Genomic DNA, 21,089 nt, shown 5'->3' on the forward strand with positions numbered 1-21,089 from the left:
CAAAAGACTTTTAAACTTTAAGACTTGTGACTTTAGACTAAAAACCTTAAGGTGGTTATTGCGGCGGGGCTCACCTCTTCCCATCCCGAACAGAGTAGTTAAGCCCGCCTGCGCAGATGGTACTGCAGTTATGTGGGAGAGTATGTCGTCGCCTTTCTTTTTAAAACCCTATCCAAATTAAGATAGGGTTTTTTATTCTTACTTTTGCTTATTGAATAATGAGTAAAATAAGGTACCTTAGCTCAGATGGTAGAGCAATGGACTGAAAATCCATGTGTCCCTGGTTCGATCCCTGGAGGTACCACATAATGCTCGGATGGTGAAATTGGTAGACACGCTGGACTTAAAATCCAGTGAACAGCAATGTTCGTGCGGGTTCAAGTCCCGCTCTGAGTACTAAAAGCTTTAAGGAATTTATTTTCTTAAAGCTTTTTTTATATATAATATTTTTGAGTATTTATATTACTTGTTGTTTGAAATAGGTCTTTAGGACTTCCATTGAGATAATATTGAGTTTTAGGATTGAAAAACTCTGATTATGGTTGAGTTTTTATATAAATATTATAGAGAAAGATCTTGATAACCTAATTGCGTTAGGGATGGGAGCGGTATCCTTTTGTTTTTTCCTTTAAAAAACAAAAGATTAAGCGGACAGCCCGACCTGAAAGGAAACGCCCATAATAATCTCGTTAGTGACTATGGTTTTGTACGTCAGTTGATTATAAATTAGATTTTTTGACTATCAACGGCATTGATAAACTGGATTACGCCATTCATAAAGACTTTTTGATCATCCCACATGGCTAAATGACTGCCGTTTGGACAAAACAAATAACGTCCTTTTTTGACTAATTTGCTTTGTTCTTCCATTGCTTTTGGATCCATAGTATCGTATTTTGCACCAATCATTAATGTTGGAATTGTAATTTCATGTAGTCGGTTTTTGATATCCCATTTGGCTAATCTTCCACTGATACCAAATTCACTTGGACCTTGCATTAAGGTATAAATTTCTCCATTTACATGTTTGCTGGCACGATTTAATCCGTCTGGCCATTCTTTTAAGCGGCATAGATGTTCTTTGTAAAAGTTTGGAAGCAATAATTCCATATATCTTGGGTTTCCAAAATCTTTTTTGGCTTCTAAAGCTCTTATTTCAGCAAGAATTTCTGGCTTCATTTGTTTTGCCAAAACTTCATCAGCATATTTTCCGTATTCAGGAGCGCTGGCCATCATATTAGATACTAATAATCCTTTCATGTTTTGTTGATATTTCAGGGCATATTCCATTGCAAGAATGCCTCCCCAGGAATTTCCGAGAACATAAAAATTTTCTTTATCAGCATTAATTGCTTTTCGTACCTGCTCAACTTCATCAACAAATCTATCAATTGTCCATAAACTGCTGTCTTTCGGCTGGTCGCTGTAATAAGATCCTAGCTGGTCATATTCGTAAAACTCGAAACCTTCTCGTTGAAAAAATGTTTCAAAACATTCCATGTATTCGTGTGTCATTGCCGGGCCTCCGTGTAATAACAAGACTTTTACTTTTGCGTTATTGCCAAAACGTTTTGTCCAGACCTTAAATTCTCCTTTTGGTGTTTTTATAGGGATCATTTTTACCCCTGCTGATTCAGGATTTTCCTGATCGTAAGTAAAATAATTGGAAAGATTTGTATTATTTTCTTTTTTACAAGATGTCATAAGTAAAATAATTGTAAAAGTTAGGATATAACGCATGTGATTGGATTTTAATGGTTTAGACTAAGTTACAAATTAAAGGTTACGCATTTTAAAAACTTTAAAAGTTTCTTAAATAGATTTGATCGTGATTTTTCTTGAAGTAAATTAGTAGTACTATGCTTAAATAAATGAATTATGAAAAATAGAATATTTATAGCTGTAGTATTGTTGTTGTTAACAATTTCGGCAAGCGCACAGAAGAAAATCGAAGTTACTGAACTGCCAAAACCTGCACAGGAATTTTTGAAGAAACATTTTAACCACACTACAGTTGTAAGTGCTAAAAAAGATGCGGAACATGGTGAAAAAGGTTTTGAGGTTAAACTTAAGGACGGAACAGAAGTCGAATTTTGGAAAGAAGGATCTTATAGAGAAGTTGATGGGGGAAACAAACCAATTCCGACCGCTTTTATCCCGGATAATATTAAAGAATATGTGATTAAAAATCATCCAAACGAAAAAATAACACATATAGATTATGGACACAAAGATTTGGATGTTGATTTAACAAACAATATTGATTTAGAATTTACGAAAGACGGTAAAATTCTAAAGGATAAAAAAAAATAAAACATATTTTTTAACCAATTTTTGCAAAAGAACATCATGAGAGAAAATAGTTTATATTTACATTTCTATTTTTTATTTCATGGAAGAAAATAAACATGTAACGATTTACGATATTGCCGAGCGCTTAAACCTGGCAACGTCGACTATTTCACGCGCTTTAAAAGATCATCATACAATAAGTGATAAAACGATAAAGAAAGTGAAAAAAACTGCCGAAGAAATGGGTTTTGTACCCAACACTTTAGCAGCGGGTTTACGCGGAAATAAAACCAGAACTATTGGTGTTTTAATTCCAACCGTTACGCAACCATTTTTGTCCTCTTTAATCAGCGGAATCGAAATTACAGCTCAGAAATCTGACTATACAGTCATTATTATGCAGTCGCATGATTCTTATGAAGAAGAAGTAAATATGGCAAAGTCCTTATACAGCAATCGTGTAAGTGGTGTTATTTGTTCTCTGGCAATGGAAACAAGGGATACGGCGCATTTTCATCAGTTTTCGAATAATAATATTCCGTTGGTATTTGTGGATAGGGTTCCTAAAGATTATAACACTTTTAGAGTTGTAATCGACAATTATTCTGCAGGTTATAAAGCAACAAAACATCTTATTGAACAAGGTTGCATTCGTATTGCACATTTAACTGCCGGCTCTGAATTAGGAAATCTCTATAACGAAAGAAAAAGAGGCTATATAGAAGCCTTAAAGGATCATAATATTCCGGTAGAAGAAGAATTAATCATTAATTTGAATTCTGTTACCTACGAAGACGGAGTAAAAGCCAGCAATGCTTTATTTGATTTAAAACCTATGCCGGACGGATTATTCGCTCCCGGCGATATTCTGGCTGTAAGTGCTGTGCAAACGGCTAAAAAAAGAGGTATTAAAGTGCCGGAAGAATTTAAAGTAATTGGATTTAATAACGACCCGATTTCACAAATCATTGACCCTAATTTATCGACTATAACGCATCCTGCCGAAAAAATGGGAAAAGCAGCGGCCGAAATTATTATCAAAAATTTGAAATCGTCTAAAAATGATGATGCAAAAGAAATTACTTTTTTAAATACAGAAGTACTTGCCAGAGAGTCGTCTAGTAAAGAATAAATGAGAAAAAATGAATTGTCATTTATGGATACGATTACACTTCCCGATGAAATGAATTTGGAAAACACACAACTAGTGCATGTTGTGGATTATAGAAGTTCTAAAGATGTTTCTAAACAGCAAATAATTCTAAATCAGAACATAATCAGTTTTCTTATTGAAGGAACAAAAGAAGCTATTTTTGATAACGCAATATTGTCTATAGATTCTTCTAAGTTTTTAGTAATGAAATCAGGAAATTGTTTGATGACTGAAAAAAAGATTTCTGAAGATTCTAATTACAGAAGTGTGCTGCTATTTTTCTCTAATGAAATGGTTCATAATTTCATCAGAAAAATGGAATTTAAGGATTTTGAAGCACTAGATCCAAAATCTGTTTATGCTTTTGATTATGATGAATTTATAAAGCGATTTGTCTTTAGTTTAGTTGATATTTCTATACTTTCGGAAGATATTAAATTCAAGTTATTAGAAGTTAAGTTTGAAGAAATCATGCTTTATTTAGCCGAAAAATATGGAACCGAATTTTTATATTCCCTAACTATAAACAGTGATAATGCTACTCAAAAGTTTATTCAGGTAATTGAAAACAGCCACTTGAGTAAATTAACCTTAAAAGAACTGGCATTTTTATGCAATATGAGTGTTTCAACATTCAAAAGAGAATTTGAAAAACATTATGCTGAGTCTCCTATAAAATGGTTTCAAAATAAAAGACTGGAATTTGCACATTATTTACTACAGCAAGAACAAAAGAATCCATCAGAAATTTATTTTGAAGTAGGTTACGAAAACTTATCGAGTTTTACGCAGGCCTATAAATTAAAATATGGCGTCACACCAAAACAAAATCAGAAAAACTGGACTTTTAGCAATAGTTTTTGATCCTTTCTCTAAAGTTTCTTTGGCATCTCCGAGCCTAAATTTGCTTAAAATTTTAAAACAAAGTAAAATGAAAAAGCTAAATTTAATTTTGGTGTTGTCTTTAATTTTCACAACAACAATTTTTGCCCAAAAAACATTTACCCTAACCAGTAAAGATTTAGGAGGAGAAACTACCAAACTTCAGGAATTCAACGGATTTGGATGCTCAGGCGAAAATCAATCCCCAGAATTGTTATGGAAAAATGCTCCTGAAGGAACCAAAAGTTTTGCCATAACAATGTACGATCCTGATGCGCCAACAGGAAGCGGATTCTGGCATTGGGTAATCGTTGATATTCCTGCAAACGTAAATGAATTGGTGACTAATGCAGGAATTAAAAGCAATTTAATTCCAAAAGGAGCTATTCAAAGTGTTACAGATTATGGAATTAAAGGATTTGGAGGTCCTTGTCCACCGGAAGGCCACGGATTTCATCAATACATAATTACGGTTTATGCATTAAAAACGGATAAATTAGGAACGAATGAAAATACAAATCCAGCTGTAGTTGGTTTTAATCTTTGGAACCAAACCTTAGCCAAAGCAAGTATTGTAGCGTATTACAAACGATAAAAATCAGATTAAAAATATCGAAATTTCAGGATTTCAACTCTTGAATTCAACCCCGCTAAAGCAGGATAGTTTTTATAATTATCCTGCTTTTATTTGTTACAGAAATTTATTTTAAGAAAAAAAGAGAGCTAAAATTTTTTTCTTAAACAACAATCCTATATTTTTACACAACCGATTGCAATTGTTGTTTTGTTTAGAATAATACATTTTTTAAATTAAAATTTTATCAAATAGTATTGTTGAGATGTAAAACGTTGATGATGCAAAATGAAAGCTTTTTAAGAATAAACTAATAAGTAAATGATTTCAGTAAGATTTGTTTTCCTGTTTTTTTTAATTTCTTTTTTCGCTGTAGCGCAAAAGGATTATAAATTATGGCTTCAATATGGCAGTATAACAAATCCAGCAATTGCTTCAGAATATAAAAAAAATATTCAGGGAATTGTTTCTTTGGGAAATTCCAGAACTTCTGCAATTGCAGTAAAAGAATTAGAAAACGGAATTGCCGATATGCTGGAAAGCAAACCGGAAACTAAATCAACAATTAAAGGAGAAAACAATCTGATTATAGGTTCGCAAAATTCTTTAAATCCTGATTTAGAAAAAGCATTAAAAGCAGATTTTGATAAAATAAACAACGAAGGTTATATCATTAAATCTATCAGTTTTAAAAATAAAAAACAGCTTCTTATTACAGGAAAAAATGATGTTGCGGTTTTATATGGTGTTTTTAATTTTTTGAGGTTGATGCAGACCAATAAATCAATCAAAAACTTAAATATCGCCGATTCCCCAAAAATAAATATCCGAATCTTAAATCATTGGGATAATCTTGATAGAACTGTAGAACGGGGTTATGCAGGTTTCTCGTTATGGAACTGGCAGAAATTGCCTGATTTTATCGATCAAAGATATATAGATTATGCCAGAGCGAATGCGTCAATCGGAATCAACGGAACAGTTTTGACAAATGTAAATGCAAACGCTTTAATCCTGACGCCGCAATATTTAGAAAAAGTCGAAGCTTTAGCCAATGTTTTCAGGTCTTACGGAATAAAAGTCTACTTAACCGCAAGATTTTCAGCACCAATCGAAATAGGAAATTTAAAAACGGCCGATCCAAAAGATCCTGAAGTCATCAATTGGTGGAAAAATAAAGCAAAAGAAATCTATAAACGAATTCCAGATTTTGGCGGGTTTTTGGTAAAAGCCAATTCAGAAGGTCAGCCTGGTCCTCAAAATTATGGCAGGGATCATGTCGATGGTGCCAATATGCTGGCTGATGCAGTTGCTCCGTTTGGAGGCATAATTATGTGGAGAGCCTTTGTATATTCAGAACACGATGCAAATGATCGTGCAAAACAGGCTTATGCCGAATTTCAGTCCTATGATGGAAAATTTAAAGAAAACGTAATCGTTCAGGTTAAAAACGGAGCAATCGATTTTCAGCCGAGAGAACCTTTTCATCCTTTATTTGGAGCAATGCCGAAAACGCCTTTAATGATGGAATTTCAAATCACACAAGAATATTTAGGTTTCAGTACACATTTGGTTTTTCTACCTAAATTGTTTCAGGAAGTTTTAGAATCAGATACATATCAAAAAGGAAAAGGATCAACTGTTGCCAAAGTTGTTGATGGTACTTTATATGAAAATAAACTAACCGGAATTGCCGGCGTTGCCAATATTGGAAACGATTTAAACTGGACAGGTCATCCTTTTGCGCAAGCCAATTGGTATGGTTTCGGGAGACTGGCGTGGAATCCGTATTTAGATTCAGAAACTATTGCTGATGAATGGTTAAGATGTACATTTTCGAATGATGAAAATTTCATCGAACCTGTAAAAAATATCATGATAGAATCGCGTGAAGCCGTTGTCAATTATATGACACCACTTGGTTTGCATCATATTATGGATACTGGACATCATTACGGGCCGGGACCTTGGGTTTCTAATTTATCACGGCCAGAATGGAATCCGACGTATTATCATAAAGCAGATAAAAACGGAATTGGTTTCGATCGATCAAAATCGGGAACCAATGCGGTTTCACAATACGCACCAGAAGCAGCAAATCTTTTTGATAATGTAGAAACTTGTCCTGAAAAAGATTTATTGTGGTTCCATCATGTTTCATGGGATTATAAACTGAAAAATGGACAAACGCTTTGGAACGGACTTTCGCTTAAATATCAGGAAGGTGTCAATCAGGTTACATCAATGCAAAATGTTTGGGATCAGACAGAAAAATATGTTGACAGCGAACGTTTCAATGAAGTAAAAATGCTATTAGAAATTCAGTATAAAGAAGCAAAATGGTGGCGGGATGCCTGTTTGTTATATTTTCAACAGTTTTCAGGTAAAGAACTTCCTGACGGAGTTGAAAAACCAACACAGACATTAGAGTATTTCAAATCATTAAAATTCCCTTTTGCACCGGGAAATGGATAAATAAAAAATAAAATAAACACATAGAAACATAGATTTATATTTAACTCAAAAAAGATTAAAGAAAGAAACTAGTTTCTCACACATAGCTATGTGTATTAATGCAAGTGAAACGCCTTTGTAGACAAAGAAAGACTATGTTTCTATGTGTGTAAAAATAGTATAAAAAATATTTTAATAAATTATGAGCAAGAAAACGGCAATTGTAACCGGAGGAAATTCGGGTTTAGGTTTTGCAACAGCAAAAAAGCTTTGTGACAACGGAATCACAACCTACATCATCGGACGATCAAAAGAAAAAACAGAAGATGCCTGCAGAGAGATTGGAGAAAATGCTATTCCGGTAATTTTCGATTTAAATGATTTAAAAGGAATCCCTGTGATGATTGAAAATATTACAAAAAACAGTCGAATTGACATTTTGGTTAACAACGCCGGAATCAATATGAAGAAAGAATTTGCTGATGTAACCGATGAAGATTTCTTAACGATAATTCATACCAATCTTTTGAGTGTTTTTGCAGTAAGTCGAGAAGTGGTAAAAAATATGAAAGTAAACGGAGGCGGGAGCATTATCAATATTAGTTCGATGGCGTCGCAATACGGGATTCCAAAAGTAATTGCGTATTCGGCAAGTAAAGGTGCGATTGAATCGATGACACGTGCAATGGCAGTAGAATTGGCTTCTTCTGGCATTCGTGTAAACTGTATTGCTCCGGGATTTATCAAAACCAAAATGTCATCAACAGCCTTGGATAATGATCCGGAAAGAAAAAATAAAGTACTGGGAAGAACGCCAATGGGCTATTTAGGAGAACCGTCAGACATTGCAGATGCCGTTTATTATTTCGCTTTAAGCGAATCAAAATATACTACAGGTACAGTGTTGCCGGTTGATGGCGGGAATAGTATTGGGTTTTAATTGTAAAAAATGCCACAAAGGCGCTAAGGCGCAAAGCTTTATTTTGAAAAATTTTGAAGAGACAAACTTTGTGACTTAGCGCCTTCGTGGCATAAAAAAAAGAAGTATGATAAAAATGCAGCAAACCATGAGATGGTTCGGACCAAACGACAAGGTAAGTTTAATTGACATTAAACAGGCCGGAGCAACTGGAATTGTAACCGCTTTGCACCAAATTCCGGTTGGCGATGTCTGGACGATCGCTGCTATAAAAGAAAGACAGGAAATCATACGAAATTACGGATTGGAATGGACTGTGGTAGAAAGTCTTCCGGTTCATGAAGAAATCAAAAGAGCTTCGGGAAATTATCTGCAATACATTGAAAATTATAAAATTAGTTTACGTAATCTGGCAGAATGCGGAATTAAAATCATCACCTATAATTTCATGCCGATTCTGGACTGGGTGCGTACGAATCATAATTTTATTAACGAAGACGGGAGCAAAGCCTTGCTCTACAATCAGGATGCTTTTACTTATTTTGATGTTTTTCTTTTAAAAAGACCAAATTCAGAAAACGATTATTCAGATGCTGAAAAAGAAAAAGCTTTGCAGTTTGGAAATCAATTGTCTGAAGATGAAAAAGCATTGTTATTTAAAAATGTTTTGCTAGGATTGCCAGGAAGTACGATCAATTTTACGGCAGAACAGATTTTATCTTTATTAGACAATTATGCAAATATTGATAACGAAAAACTAAGAGAAAACCTGATTTATTTTTTATCAGAAGTTGCTCCGTTTGCAGAAGAAACAGGTTCGAAACTAGCCATTCATCCAGACGATCCGCCGTTTTCGGTTTTAGGACTCCCGAGAATTGTTTCCACAGAAGCGGATCTGAAAGCTATTTTCAGCGCTGTTCCGTCAACAGTCAACGGATTATGTTATTGCACTGGTTCGTTAAGTGCCGATGTAAAAAATAATCTGGAAAAAATTATAGACGATTTTGGAGATCGAATTCACTTTTTGCATCTTCGAAATACCATCCGCGAAAGCGAAACTATTTTCAGAGAATCAGAACATTTAAATGGTGATGCAAAAATGGAAATAATTGTAGAGAAATTATTGTTGTTAATGAATAAAACCAAAATAAGTCTTCCGATGCGCCCTGATCATGGTTTTCTTCATCGAGTTGATGAAGAAACAGAAACTTATCCGGGATATTCTCTGGTAGGAAGATTAAAAGGGCTTGCTGAGCTAAGGGGTTTAGAAATGGGAATTGCTTATAAGTTGAATTTGTAATATTCTTGAAGTAAGACGCCCTGTTTGTCATTTCGACGAAGGAGAAATCTCCACGAGAAACTCTACAAAGATTGGATTTTCGTTGCGGAGCTACTTACGAAGATTTCTCCTTCGTCGAAATGACAAGATTATGGATAATCATTGCGAATTTAGACCTGACAGGTTTTTAAAGCCTGTCAGGTCTCTGTTGAGGAAAAACTATGTTTATTTAAACAAGTGAAACGCCTTTTACAGACAAAGAAAAACTATGTCTCTATGTGTTTAAATTTTAAGCTGCTATGTAAGTTTTTACTGCTTTTTCTCATCGGATTAAGCACAAAGTCCTATGCCATAAATCCAGAGAAATATTTAGTCAATCAGGCTTCCTCCGAAAATTTCCCTTTGGTTTCAAAAGGAAAAACAGCTTCTGTTTTTGTCAGTAAGAATGATTTTCCAGGCGTTTTAAAAGTAGCAGGACATTTAGAAAATGACATTTTTCAGGTTTCGGATTTACATGCTAAACGAATCAATAAAATTGCAGAAGCTCAGGATTTTGTTGTTATTATAGGAACATTCGGAAAAAGTGAAATTATAGATCAATTAGTCAAAAAAGGAAAAATTGATGCAAACCAACTTCGTGGAAAATGGGAAAAATTTACCACACAAATTGTCGAAAATCCGTTTAAAGGAATCAAAAAAGCATTGGTAATTGCGGGTTCAGACAAAAGAGGAACGATTTACGGAATCTACGATTTGTCGAATCAAATTGGCGTTTCGCCTTGGTATTATTGGGCTGATGTTCCGGTAAAAAAACAATCAGAACTGCATGTTTTACCCGGAATTCATTCACAAGGAGAACCAAAGGTAAAATACAGAGGGATTTTTATAAACGACGAAGCTCCGGCTTTATCTGGCTGGGCATTTGAAAAATTTGGCGGATTTAATTCGAAATTCTACGATAAAGTTTTTGAATTGATATTGCGAATGAAAGGCAACTATTTATGGCCTGCAATGTGGGGCAGAATGTTTTATGTCGAAGATCCGCAGAACGCTGTTTTAGCAGATGAATACGGAATTGTGATGGGAACTTCGCATCACGAACCGTTAACAAGAGCACATGCTGAATGGGGAAAAGAAAAAGGGAAATGGGATTTTACTACCAATTCGGAAACCTTGATTAATTTCTGGAAAGACGGAATTAAAAGAATGGGGAATAAAGAAACCATTGTGACAATTGGAATGCGAGGCGACGGCGACGAACCAATGACGGAAGGAACTGCCATTGGACTTTTGGAAAATATCGTAAAAACACAAAGAAATATCATTCAGGAAGTTACTAAAAAACCAATTGAAGAAACGCCTCAAATGTGGGCGCTTTACAAAGAAGTTCAGGATTATTACGACAAAGGAATGATTGTTCCTGACGACGTAACGCTTTTATTATGTGATGACAATTGGGGAAATATCCGCAAATTGCCTGAACTCAATTCAAAACCAAGAAAAGGCGGTTATGGCATTTATTATCATTACGATTACGTAGGCGGACCAAGAAATTACAAATGGATCAATACCAATCAAATTGAGCGTACCTGGGAACAAATGGATTTAGCATATCAATACGGCGTTGATAAAATCTGGATTGTAAATGTGGGCGACATCAAACCAATGGAATTTCCGATTGAGTTTTTCTTAGATATGGCGTGGAATCCTGAAAAATTCAATGCCGGAAATGTACAAGATTATTATGTGAATTGGGCAAAAGAAAATTTTGGAAATCAATTTGCAGGCGAAATTGCGCAGATTTTAAAATTATACACTAAATACAATTCACGAAGAAAACCAGAATTGCTGGATGCTAAAACATACAGCGTAACAAATTATAACGAAGCAGATCTAGTTGTAGCAGATTATAAAAAATTGATTGAAAAAGCCAGTTCGATAAACGAAAAACTGCAGCCAGAATATAAAGATGCTTTTTATCAGCTGGTTTTGTTTCCTGTTTTGGCAAGCTCTAATTTAAATGAAATGTATGTTGCAACGGCTAAAAATCATTTGTATGCAGAGCAGGGAAATGCCATTGCAAATGTGTATGATGAAAAAGTAAAAACATTATTCGAAAAAGACAGTTTACTGACGAATTACTACCATACGAAATTGTTAAACGGAAAATGGAATCATATGATGTCGCAAACACATATTGGTTATGATAACTGGCAGCAACCGGAAAAAAATGTGATCCCAAAAACGAAAACAATCGAAATTTCAAACCAAACTAAAGCTGGAATTTCTACTGAGGATTTTTCAAAAGCTGAAACATTGATTAATAATAGAGATTTAGATCATGTTTGGGGTTTTGTTGAGAGCAATGGTTACATTTCAATAGAAAGTAAAAATTATTCAAAAGCACTAAATTCAGATGCAGTAAAATGGACTATAATTCCAAATCTTGGGAGGACAGAATCCGGAATAACTTTAAAACCTTCCAATATAAAATCTATTGAAATCTCAGAGCAATCTCCGAGGTTAGAATACGACGTTCATTTTTTTAGTAAAGGAAACGTAAAAGTATATGCTTATTTTTCGCCAACCTTAAATTTTACAATCCGTGACGGCTTGAAATACGGAATTGCTTTTGATAATGAAAAGCCTCAAATAATCAATTTTAATCAGGATGATTCAGAGAAAAACTGGGCTGAATCTGTTGCGGATAATATCAAAATAATAACATCATCGCATGCAATTGAAAAGACTGGGAATCATGTTTTAAAGTTTTACGGAATTGATTCGGCTTTAGTGCTTCAGAAGATTGTAATTGAAACGGAAGAGGGTAAAATTTTGAAGTCGTATTTAGGTCCGCCGGAGAGTTTTAGAAAAGAGTGATTAGTTCTGTTTGTCATTCTGAGGAACGAGGAATGACAAGATCATGGATAATCATTGCGGGTTTAGACCTGACAGGTCTTCGATGAGAAAAACTATGTTTGTTTAAACAAGCGAACGCCTTTATAAACAAAGAAAAACTATGTCTCTATGTGTTTAAAAAATAAAACTATTAACTATTAAACCAAAAATATATGAAATTTATTAAACCTTATTTAGTTGCCGTCACGACTTTGCTGGCTGTCAGCTGTACATCGCAGAAAGAAACAGCTTCATTAAAAGACGCTTATAAAAACGATTTTTACATTGGTACAGCTTTAAGTGCGGATCAAATTCAAGAAAAAGATAAAAAAGTCGACTCGTTGATTACAAAAGAATTTAATGCAATCACTCCGGAAAATATTATGAAATCGATGTACACACATCCGGAAAAAAATAAATATGATTTTGCTTTATCAGACAAGTTTGTGGCGTATGGTGAAAAGAATAAAATGTTCATTCATGGACATACTTTGATCTGGCACAGCCAATTAGCGCCCTGGATGGAAAAAATATCGGATAGTACTGAAATGAAAGCTTTTATGAAAGATCATATCACCACGATTGTTTCCAAATATAAAGGCAGAATCAATTCGTGGGATGTAGTAAACGAAGCTTTAAACGATGATGGAACATTGCGGGAATCTGTTTTCTTGAAAACGCTTGGCGAAAAATATCTTGTCGATGCTTTTAAACTGGCAGAAAAAGCCGACCCAAAAGCAGAGCTATATTATAACGATTATAATATAGAAGAACCAGCAAAAAGAGCTGGAGCGATTGCTTTAATCAAAAAAATAAAAGCAGCAGGAGGAAAGGTGGACGGAGTTGGTATCCAGGGACATTGGAGATTGCAAAGTCCATCGATAGAAGAAATTGAAAAAAGCATTTTAGAATATTCAGCATTAGGAATTAAAGTTGCTTTTACAGAGCTGGATATTACCGTGTTACCAAATCCGTGGGATTTAAAAGGCGCTGATGTAAATCAGAAATTTGAAGGAAATACTAAAATGAATCCATATCCTAAAACATTGCCAGATTCAGTTCAGATACAATTGGCAGAACGTTATGCATCGATTTTTAAACTATTTTTAAAACATAAAGACAAAATCAGCCGGGTAACATTTTGGGGAGTTTATGACGGGCAATCATGGTTAAATGACTGGCCTATAAAAGGAAGAACGAATTATCCGCTTCCATTTGATGCAGCTTTGAAACACAAACCAGCTTACGACAGTATTTTAAAGCTAAAGAAAAAGGAAGAATAACAGCTAAAAATCATTCTCAATCGAAATAATAGTAACAATCGGTTGTTTTTAAAAATATTATTGAAATAAAGTAAACTAAATTTGCATAATATGTTTTTTTGTATAATTTTACACAACCGATTGTTTTAAATAAAACTCAACACAATCCTGTCATTTCGAGTAACGAGAAATGAAAAAAAACTAACTAACCACAAACCACAAAATGAATAACATTTCACAAAAATTATCCATCAAAGAAAAAATTGGATACAGCTTAGGAGACTTGGCGGCCAATTTAGTTTTTCAAACTTTGATGACGTATCTGGCTTATTTCTATACTGATATTTACGGATTATCGCCAACAGATTCTTCTATTATCATGTTGGTTGTTGGCTTAGTTGCTGCCTTTATTTTTAATCCGATAATTGGTGTTTTAGCAGACAGAACCAGTACCAAATGGGGAAAATTCAGACCGTGGATTCTGGCAACCGCAATTCCGCTTGGAGTAGTGGCGTTATTGGCATTTTCAACTCCCGATTTCGCTTATAAAGGAAAAGTAATTTATGCTGTTGTAACCTATACTTTATTATTGCTTTTTTATGCAGGAAACAATCTGCCATATTCCGCTTTAAGCGGAGTTATAACAGGCGATATGTCCGAAAGAAACAGTATGTCATCCTATCGTTTTGTGGCGGTTATGTTTGCACAGTTTTTTGTTCAGGTATTTATGCTCGGCATTATAAAAAGTGCCGGAAACGGAGACAAAGCAATTGGAATAGAAAAAGTAATGACAGTTTTGGCTATTATTGGAACCATCATGCTTTTGATTACCTTTTTGACAACAAAAGAAAGAATCATTCCTAAGCCGGAACAAAAATCAAGTGTAAAAGAAGATTTAAGCGATTTAATCAAAAACAGACCCTGGATAATCATGCTATCGCTTACGACTTTGGTTTTTGTTACGCTGGCAATGAAAGGCGGTTCATATGTATATTATTTTGAAAATTATGTAGATAAAGAACAATTAGCCGTTTTTATCCAGCCTATTTTAGATACATTATCAAATATTGGGTTGAATCATTTTGGGAATGATCCTGTTTCAGCCGGATTTGGATTGTTTAATGCCGGAGGTATTATTTTTATGATTGTGGGGATTACATTATCTAAAAACCTGGCAGATAAATACGGAAAACGAAATGTATTCGGTTTGTTTTTATTCATTTCAACGCTGTTTATTATCGCTTTCTATTTCTATCCGCCTACGTCAATTGGTTTAATATTTTTCTCCCAAATTCTGCACGGATTTTTCTACGGAATCACAATTCCAATTCTTTGGGCAATGATTGCTGATGTTGCCGATTATTCAGAATGGCTTAACAATCGCCGCGCGACAGCTATTATTTTCTCTGCCATGATGGTAGGATTAAAAGCCGGATTAAGTATTGGAGGAGCTTTAACAACATTGTTTTTGGGGTATTTTCATTACGCGCCAAATTCTGCCGTACAAACTGAAACTGCAATTAACGGAATCAAATTACTGGTCAGTATTTTTCCTGCTATTCCATTTTTAATTGGAGCCGGATTGCTGTTTTTCTACAAAATCAATAAACAAATGGAAGTGCAGATCGAAACCGAGTTAAAAGAAAGAAGAACTTAATTATTTAAAACCAAGATAGTACTATGCCTGAAGATAGCATTGAACAAATTAATTTCGAGGAAATTAATGAACTGGCGATTTCAAAGCCTTTAGTTTCTCACATTTATACAGCCGATCCGTCGGCGCATGTATTCAATGGGAAGATTTACATTTATCCATCACACGACATAGATGCCGGAATTCCGTTTAACGATAACGGGGATCATTTTGGAATGGAAGATTATCACGTTTTTTCGATGGACAGCATTTCGTCAAAAGCAGTTGACAATGGAGTTGCATTGCATGTTGATGATGTTGCCTGGGCCGAAAAACAAATGTGGGCGCCAGATGCAGCGCATAAAAACGGAAAGTATTATTTGTACTTTCCGGCAAAACGTGCCAACGGAATTTTCCAGATTGGAGTAGCGATCAGCGATTCTCCCTCAGGACCTTTTACACCTCAAGCTGATGCCATAAAAGGAAGTTACAGTATTGATCCTGCTGTTTTTGAAGACGAAGACGGGAAACATTATATTTATTTTGGAGGTATTTGGGGTGGACAATTGCAGAAATACAGAAACAATATATATGATCCAAATACCGAAGAACCTTCTGGAAACGAACCCGCTTTAGGTCCAATTGTGGCTTTACTCCGTGACGATATGCTCGAATTTGCAGAAGATCCAAAAGAAATTAAAATCCTGGATGAAAACGGTCAAATGCTGTTGGCGGGAGATAACGACCGTCGATTTTTTGAAGCTTCCTGGGTTCATAAATACAACGGAAAATATTATTTCTCGTACTCAACAGGAGATACCCATTTTATTTGTTATGCAATTGGAGACAATCCTTATGGGCCATTTACGTATCAGGGAAGGATCTTAAATCCGGTTGTAGGCTGGACATCACATCATTCGATTTGTGAAGTCGAAGGCGAATGGTATTTGTTTTATCACGATTCGAGTTTATCAAAAGGTGTAACGCATTTAAGAAGTATGAAAGTAACCAAAATCGATTATCTCGAAGATGGTACAATCGTAACGATCGATCCTTACGGAATAAGAAGATTACTGGATTAAAAGTAGTTATCAATAAAAAAGAGATGTTTAAACCCAAAAGATTAGTTGTTAAATTAGTAAGCGCAGTCATTTTAATGAGTGCTTTTTCTTCGTGTAAAAAAATTTCACAAAAATCACAATCGGTTGTGTATTCTGATTACGCTGCTTTCGATTGGTTTGATTACCGAGGAAATGACGATGCTTACGTTAATTTATCTAAATCTGATGATGAATATCTAAATCCAATTTTGGCTGGATTTTATCCGGATCCTACAATCTGCAGGGCTGAGGATAAATTTTATCTCGTCAATTCTTCTTTTTGTTATTTTCCGGGATTGCCCATTTTTGAAAGTACTGATTTGGTCAATTGGAAACAAATAGGAAATATCATTAACCGTCGCGAACAGGCCGATTTTGGGAATTCCCGATTATCTGGCGGAATGTACGCACCAACGATTCGCTATCATAAAGGTATTTTTTATGTCATTTGTACCAATGTAAGCGGAGTCGGAAATTTTATTGTGACGGCTAAAAATCCGGCAGGACCCTGGTCAAATCCAATTAAACTTCCTGAAGTCAACGGAATCGATCCGGATATTTTCTTTGATGAAGACGGAAAAGTATATATTACGCATAACGGACCTCCGCCAAATAATGTTTCGCTTCACGATGGACATCGCGCCATTTATATGCTGGAATACGATTTCGAAAAACAAAAAACCACGACAACACCCAAATTGATTATTAATGGCGGAACCGATATGGCTACAAAACCGGTTTGGATTGAAGGCCCACATGTGTTTAAAAAAGCCGGATTTTATTATACGATTTGCGCTCAGGGCGGAACAGGATTTAATCATTCCGAAGTGGTTTTTAGAAGTAAAAATGTTTACGGTCCTTATGAAAGTTATGCCGAAAATCCCATTTTAACGCAGTCACATTTAGATCCTAATCGTAAAAATTTGGTTTCGACAACAGGTCATGCAGATTTTGTTGAATTGCCAAATGGCGATTGGTGGTCGGTATTTTTAGGTTGCCGACCTTATGAAGGCGATTTGTACAATACAGGAAGAGAAACGTTTATGATGCCTGTAGAATGGAAAAATGACTTGCCGGAAATTGTGGGAGGAAAAGAAGCAATTCCGATGAAAAATAAGCGTCCGAATCTCCCTCTTTCAAAAGAAAAAACAGAGCCCAATAACGGAAATTTTATCTGGCGTGATGATTTTAATTCGAATGAATTGGGCTTGAAATGGAATTTTATCAGAACACCTTCTGAAAAATGGTATGAACTGACGAACGGAAAATTGCTAATCAAACCGGGAAAAGAATCGATTCATACCGAGACCAATTTTTCTTTTATAGGAAGAAGACAACAGCATTTAAAATTTGAAACTTCAGTAAAATTTGAATTTAATCCGAAAGATAATTTGGAAGTTGCAGGTTTGACTGCTTTCCAGAATGAAAAACATTATTTACTGATTGGAAAGCGTTTGAATTCAAACGGAAAACAGGAAATTTTTGTTGAAAGAATGGCAGATAAAATCAATAATGGAAAATCTGAGATTATTTCTAAAAAAGAGCTTTCAGATTCTGATGTAGCAGTTTTTGTAAAGATTAAAGGAAATGGAAGATTGTACAGTTTTTATTTTAAAACAAAAGAAAAAGAAAAGTGGAATTTGTTAATTAAAGATGTTGATGGTTCTATTTTGAGTACAAAAGAAGCAGGAGGATTTGTAGGAACATATTTGGCGATGTATGCGTCGAGTGCTCATTTTGGGAAATAGTCCCAGAGGGACAGCATATTTATAGAAGATGTATTTCGCATATTTATAAAAGCCCCAGCGGGGCGATATATTATTTGTGACAAATGTGTCGCTCCGCTGGAGCTTTTAATCTGTGGGAATTGGAATTTTCTATAAATATTATGCTCTTCCAGAGCTAAATAGAAATGATAAAGATCACGGAAATGTTCTTTTGAAACCGTTTCGCGTGAGGGATAGCAGTGAAAAGCCCACAGCCGTGAGGAACGAGCAGGCGAGGACTTGTAACGGATAGCCCGACCCGCAGGGACACGCCCAATTAGAATAAACAACCAAAAAAATAACATAATTTATGTGAAAAATAATTTTTTATAACCGGGTTTTCGTTATTTTAGCATACCAGAACAGAACGGAACAGTATGCTAAACGAAGAACAGGAAAAATTTGTATTTACTATAAATCATGATAGTGATATTCCGAAATACCAGCAGTTGGTAAACGGAATTAATAATGCCATTGCAGAGAATATTTTACAAAAGGGGGATTTGCTTCCGTCAGTAAATAGTATTTGTAAAACGAATCAGTTATCGAGAGATACGGTTTTTAAAGCCTATACGATTTTAAAAGACCAAAAAACGATCGATTCTGTGCCTAATAAAGGATATTACGTTTCGGGTGAGACGAGAAAAGTGCTTTTGGTTTTAGACACTTTTAAGGCGTATAAAGAGGTTTTGTACCATTCGTTTGTCAATAATCTGCCGGATAATGTGATTACAGATGTGCAGTTTCATCATTATAATATTGATGTTTTTAAAACGATCATCAATAACGGAATCGGGAAGTATTACAAATATGTGGTTATGAATTTTGATCACAAGGAAATTGCTCCGGCATTGTCGGCGATTTCAAAAGATAAACTGCTTTTGATAGACTGGAATATTCAGGCAGATCAAAGTTATAATTATGTTTTTCAGGATTTTGGAAAAGCTTTTTATGAGTCTTTGACACAAGCGGTTGATTTGTTTAAAAAGTACAAAAAGATACAATTTGTGTATCCGGATTTTACAAATCACCCAAAAGAAACGGTTGATTTTTTTAAGAAATTCTGTGCTGATTTCGGTTTTGAATATGAGATTATTACAGACCCTAAAAAGTTCAATATCGAAAAAGGAATGGCTTATATCAGTGTAAGTGACAGGATTTTAGGGCACTTTTTGGAGCAGTGCAAAGAGAAAGATCTGGAACCTGGAAAAGACCTTGGGTTTTTATCGTATAACGAAACACCAATGAAGAAATTTATATATAAAGGGATTTCGGTTGTATCAACTGATTTTAAAGAACTAGGAACCAAAGCAGCGGCATTTATTACACACGACGAAGAAACGCAGTGTTATGTGCCAACAAATTTAATAATAAGAGAATCATTGTAAGTATGTATTATATTGGATATGATATTGGAAGTTCGTCTGTAAAGGCGGCTTTAGTAGAAGCAGAAACGGGCAAAAAAATAATTGTTTTGAATGAGCCTCAAAACGAAATGGAAATTTTATCGCTTCATCCGGATTGGGCAGAGCAGGATCCGGAGATTTGGTGGCAACACATTTGTACGGCAACTAAAAGAGCAATTCGCGAAGCTAATATTGATGCATCGAAAATTCAGGGAATTGGAATTTCATATCAAATGCACGGATTGGTGATTGTGGATGCAGCCGGAAATGCACTTCGAAATTCGATTATTTGGTGTGACAGCCGTGCGGTTGAAATTGGGAATACCGCTTTCGCCGAAATTGGAGAAGATAAATGTATGTCGCATTTATTGAATTCACCCGGAAATTTTACAGCTTCGAAACTAAAATGGGTAAAAGAAAACGAGCCTGAAGTCTACAATAAAATTGCTAAATACATGCTTCCGGGAGATTATATCGCTTTGAAATTAACAGGCGAAGTAACAACAACTAAAAATGGTTTGTCAGAAGGAATGCTTTGGGATTATAAAGAAAATAAAGTAGCCGACTGGCTTTTGGATTATTACGGAATTGACCAATCTTTGACGCCTAAAATCGTAGAAAATTTTACGAATCAGGGAGTTGTTACTGAAAAAGCTTCGGCAGAATGTGGTCTTCCAGCGGGAATCCCGATTGTGTACAGAGCAGGAGATCAGCCTAATAATGCCTTATCACTAAATGTTTTGAATCCGGGAGAAGTAGCAGCGACTGGCGGAACTTCTGGGGTGTTTTATGCCGTAAGCGAAATGTCGTCAGGAAAAAGCACTCGAGTAAACAATTTCGTTCACGTAAATTACGAATTAGAAACGCCGAGAATTGGGAAACTTTTAAATATAAACGGAGCAGGAATTCAGTACAGATGGCTTCGTAATAATATGGGCAACGAAAGTTATGAAGCCATGAATGAAAAAGCTTCAAATGTTGAGGTAGGATCAGAAGGTGTTGTCGTGATTCCGTTTGGAAATGGTGCTGAACGTATGTTCAATAATAAAAATATTGGGACACATTTTTTAAATCTCAACCTGAATATTCACAACAGTGCGCATTTGTTTAGAGCTTCTCTTGAAGGAATTGCGTTTTCGTTTGTGTACGGAATGGAATGTTTGAAAGAGGATAATGCGACGATTAATGTGATTAGAGCCGGAAATGATAATCTTTTCCGTTCGGAGATTTTCTCCAATACAGTGGCGACTTTAATTGGTCACGAAATTGAAATTTACAACACAACAGGAGCAGTTGGAGCGGCGAGAGCAGTTGGTTTAAAAGATGGTGATTACAGCAAGTTTGGAGCTAACGTAAGCGACAACGATCACGTAATGACGTTTTTACCGTTGCATAACGCAGCGCCTTACGAAACGGCTTATAAAAAATGGAAACAAGAATTAGAATTAATATTAACAACTAAATAAGATAA

At 35.2% G+C, this 21,089-nt stretch carries 15 protein-coding genes, 2 tRNA genes and 1 rRNA gene; 17 read left to right on the forward strand and 1 reads right to left on the reverse strand.

Annotation, left to right across the window (positions count from 1 at the left end; all coding sequences use genetic code 11):
- Positions 1–47 precede the first annotated feature (47 nt).
- The 3 genes from rrf to A4F88_RS14375 all read left to right on the forward strand — a co-directional run bounded on the left by rrf (position 48) and on the right by A4F88_RS14375 (position 396).
- Positions 48–157, forward strand: a 5S ribosomal RNA gene (gene rrf / locus A4F88_RS14365).
- 74 nt (positions 158–231) lie between these two features.
- A tRNA-Phe gene (locus A4F88_RS14370) sits at positions 232–304 on the forward strand.
- Between the two features lie 6 nt (positions 305–310).
- Positions 311–396 (forward strand) — tRNA-Leu (locus A4F88_RS14375).
- Between the two features lie 330 nt (positions 397–726).
- On the opposite strand, the gene A4F88_RS14380 is transcribed toward A4F88_RS14375, so the two are convergent.
- The gene (locus tag A4F88_RS14380; protein ID WP_068843316.1) at positions 727–1,740 is read right to left on the reverse strand and encodes a proline-specific peptidase family protein; all 1,014 of its coding nucleotides are present in this window, start codon (positions 1,738–1,740) and stop codon (positions 727–729) included.
- A 138-nt stretch (positions 1,741–1,878) separates the two neighbouring features.
- Here A4F88_RS14380 and A4F88_RS14385 point away from each other — a divergent pair, with 138 nt between their 5' ends.
- The 14 genes from A4F88_RS14385 to A4F88_RS14450 all read left to right on the forward strand — a co-directional run bounded on the left by A4F88_RS14385 (position 1,879) and on the right by A4F88_RS14450 (position 21,084).
- A complete protein-coding gene (locus A4F88_RS14385) occupies positions 1,879–2,313 on the forward strand; it encodes a PepSY-like domain-containing protein (protein WP_068843317.1) in 435 nt (144 codons plus the stop codon).
- A 79-nt stretch (positions 2,314–2,392) separates the two neighbouring features.
- Positions 2,393–3,424 carry a LacI family DNA-binding transcriptional regulator gene (locus A4F88_RS14390; protein WP_068843318.1) on the forward strand — a complete coding sequence of 344 codons (1,032 nt, stop codon included), beginning with the start codon at positions 2,393–2,395 and terminating at the stop codon, positions 3,422–3,424.
- A gap of 24 nt (positions 3,425–3,448) precedes the next feature.
- Positions 3,449–4,309, forward strand: coding sequence for a helix-turn-helix domain-containing protein (locus A4F88_RS14395; RefSeq protein ID WP_068843684.1), 861 nt, complete (start codon positions 3,449–3,451; stop codon positions 4,307–4,309).
- Positions 4,310–4,376: 67 nt separating this feature from the next.
- Positions 4,377–4,922, forward strand: coding sequence for a YbhB/YbcL family Raf kinase inhibitor-like protein (locus A4F88_RS14400; protein ID WP_068843685.1), 546 nt, complete (start codon positions 4,377–4,379; stop codon positions 4,920–4,922).
- A 300-nt stretch (positions 4,923–5,222) separates the two neighbouring features.
- Positions 5,223–7,376: an alpha-glucuronidase family glycosyl hydrolase gene (locus tag A4F88_RS14405; RefSeq protein ID WP_068843319.1), complete on the forward strand. Its 2,154-nt coding sequence runs from the start codon at positions 5,223–5,225 to the stop codon at positions 7,374–7,376.
- 181 nt (positions 7,377–7,557) lie between these two features.
- Positions 7,558–8,295 carry an SDR family NAD(P)-dependent oxidoreductase gene (locus A4F88_RS14410; protein ID WP_068843320.1) on the forward strand — a complete coding sequence of 246 codons (738 nt, stop codon included), beginning with the start codon at positions 7,558–7,560 and terminating at the stop codon, positions 8,293–8,295.
- Between the two features lie 115 nt (positions 8,296–8,410).
- Positions 8,411–9,574, forward strand: a complete 1,164-nt coding sequence (uxuA, locus tag A4F88_RS14415) for a mannonate dehydratase (protein ID WP_143154997.1) — start codon at positions 8,411–8,413, stop codon at positions 9,572–9,574.
- Positions 9,575–9,829: 255 nt separating this feature from the next.
- Complete coding sequence (locus A4F88_RS14420; protein ID WP_068843322.1) at positions 9,830–12,433, forward strand: glycosyl hydrolase 115 family protein; 2,604 nt, start codon at positions 9,830–9,832, stop codon at positions 12,431–12,433.
- Between the two features lie 191 nt (positions 12,434–12,624).
- Positions 12,625–13,734 carry an endo-1,4-beta-xylanase gene (locus tag A4F88_RS14425; RefSeq protein ID WP_068843323.1) on the forward strand — a complete coding sequence of 370 codons (1,110 nt, stop codon included), beginning with the start codon at positions 12,625–12,627 and terminating at the stop codon, positions 13,732–13,734.
- A 202-nt stretch (positions 13,735–13,936) separates the two neighbouring features.
- The gene (locus A4F88_RS14430; RefSeq protein WP_068843324.1) at positions 13,937–15,370 is read left to right on the forward strand and encodes an MFS transporter; all 1,434 of its coding nucleotides are present in this window, start codon (positions 13,937–13,939) and stop codon (positions 15,368–15,370) included.
- A 23-nt stretch (positions 15,371–15,393) separates the two neighbouring features.
- Complete coding sequence (locus tag A4F88_RS14435; protein ID WP_068843325.1) at positions 15,394–16,428, forward strand: glycoside hydrolase family 43 protein; 1,035 nt, start codon at positions 15,394–15,396, stop codon at positions 16,426–16,428.
- Positions 16,429–16,451: 23 nt separating this feature from the next.
- On the forward strand, positions 16,452–18,194 hold the full coding sequence (locus A4F88_RS14440) for a glycoside hydrolase family 43 protein (protein WP_068843326.1): 1,743 nt from the start codon (positions 16,452–16,454) through the stop codon (positions 18,192–18,194).
- Between the two features lie 395 nt (positions 18,195–18,589).
- Positions 18,590–19,600 (forward strand): GntR family transcriptional regulator, encoded by a 1,011-nt coding sequence (locus A4F88_RS14445; protein WP_068843327.1) that lies wholly within the window; start codon positions 18,590–18,592, stop codon positions 19,598–19,600.
- Between the two features lie 2 nt (positions 19,601–19,602).
- Entirely contained in the window at positions 19,603–21,084 is a 1,482-nt protein-coding gene (locus A4F88_RS14450; protein WP_068843328.1) for a xylulokinase, read from the forward strand.
- Positions 21,085–21,089: the final 5 nt, after the last annotated feature.

Source organism: Flavobacterium chilense (assembly GCF_001602525.1).
Lineage (GTDB): Bacteria > Bacteroidota > Bacteroidia > Flavobacteriales > Flavobacteriaceae > Flavobacterium > Flavobacterium chilense.

Bases quoted from the DNA above. Each gene is read 5' to 3' on its own strand.
- A4F88_RS14390 (WP_068843318.1), top strand. From the start codon at position 2,393: ATGGAAGAAAATAAACATGTAACGATTTACGATATTGCCGAGCGCTTA.
- A4F88_RS14420 (WP_068843322.1), top strand. From the start codon at position 9,830: ATGTGTTTAAATTTTAAGCTGCTATGTAAGTTTTTACTGCTTTTTCTC.
- A4F88_RS14405 (WP_068843319.1), top strand. From the start codon at position 5,223: ATGATTTCAGTAAGATTTGTTTTCCTGTTTTTTTTAATTTCTTTTTTC.
- A4F88_RS14410 (WP_068843320.1), top strand. From the start codon at position 7,558: ATGAGCAAGAAAACGGCAATTGTAACCGGAGGAAATTCGGGTTTAGGT.
- A4F88_RS14380 (WP_068843316.1), bottom strand. From the start codon at position 1,740: ATGCGTTATATCCTAACTTTTACAATTATTTTACTTATGACATCTTGT.
- A4F88_RS14425 (WP_068843323.1), top strand. From the start codon at position 12,625: ATGAAATTTATTAAACCTTATTTAGTTGCCGTCACGACTTTGCTGGCT.
- A4F88_RS14430 (WP_068843324.1), top strand. From the start codon at position 13,937: ATGAATAACATTTCACAAAAATTATCCATCAAAGAAAAAATTGGATAC.
- A4F88_RS14385 (WP_068843317.1), top strand. From the start codon at position 1,879: ATGAAAAATAGAATATTTATAGCTGTAGTATTGTTGTTGTTAACAATT.
- A4F88_RS14400 (WP_068843685.1), top strand. From the start codon at position 4,377: ATGAAAAAGCTAAATTTAATTTTGGTGTTGTCTTTAATTTTCACAACA.
- A4F88_RS14435 (WP_068843325.1), top strand. From the start codon at position 15,394: ATGCCTGAAGATAGCATTGAACAAATTAATTTCGAGGAAATTAATGAA.
- A4F88_RS14395 (WP_068843684.1), top strand. From the start codon at position 3,449: ATGGATACGATTACACTTCCCGATGAAATGAATTTGGAAAACACACAA.
- A4F88_RS14440 (WP_068843326.1), top strand. From the start codon at position 16,452: ATGTTTAAACCCAAAAGATTAGTTGTTAAATTAGTAAGCGCAGTCATT.
- A4F88_RS14445 (WP_068843327.1), top strand. From the start codon at position 18,590: ATGCTAAACGAAGAACAGGAAAAATTTGTATTTACTATAAATCATGAT.
- A4F88_RS14450 (WP_068843328.1), top strand. From the start codon at position 19,603: ATGTATTATATTGGATATGATATTGGAAGTTCGTCTGTAAAGGCGGCT.
- uxuA (WP_143154997.1), top strand. From the start codon at position 8,411: ATGCAGCAAACCATGAGATGGTTCGGACCAAACGACAAGGTAAGTTTA.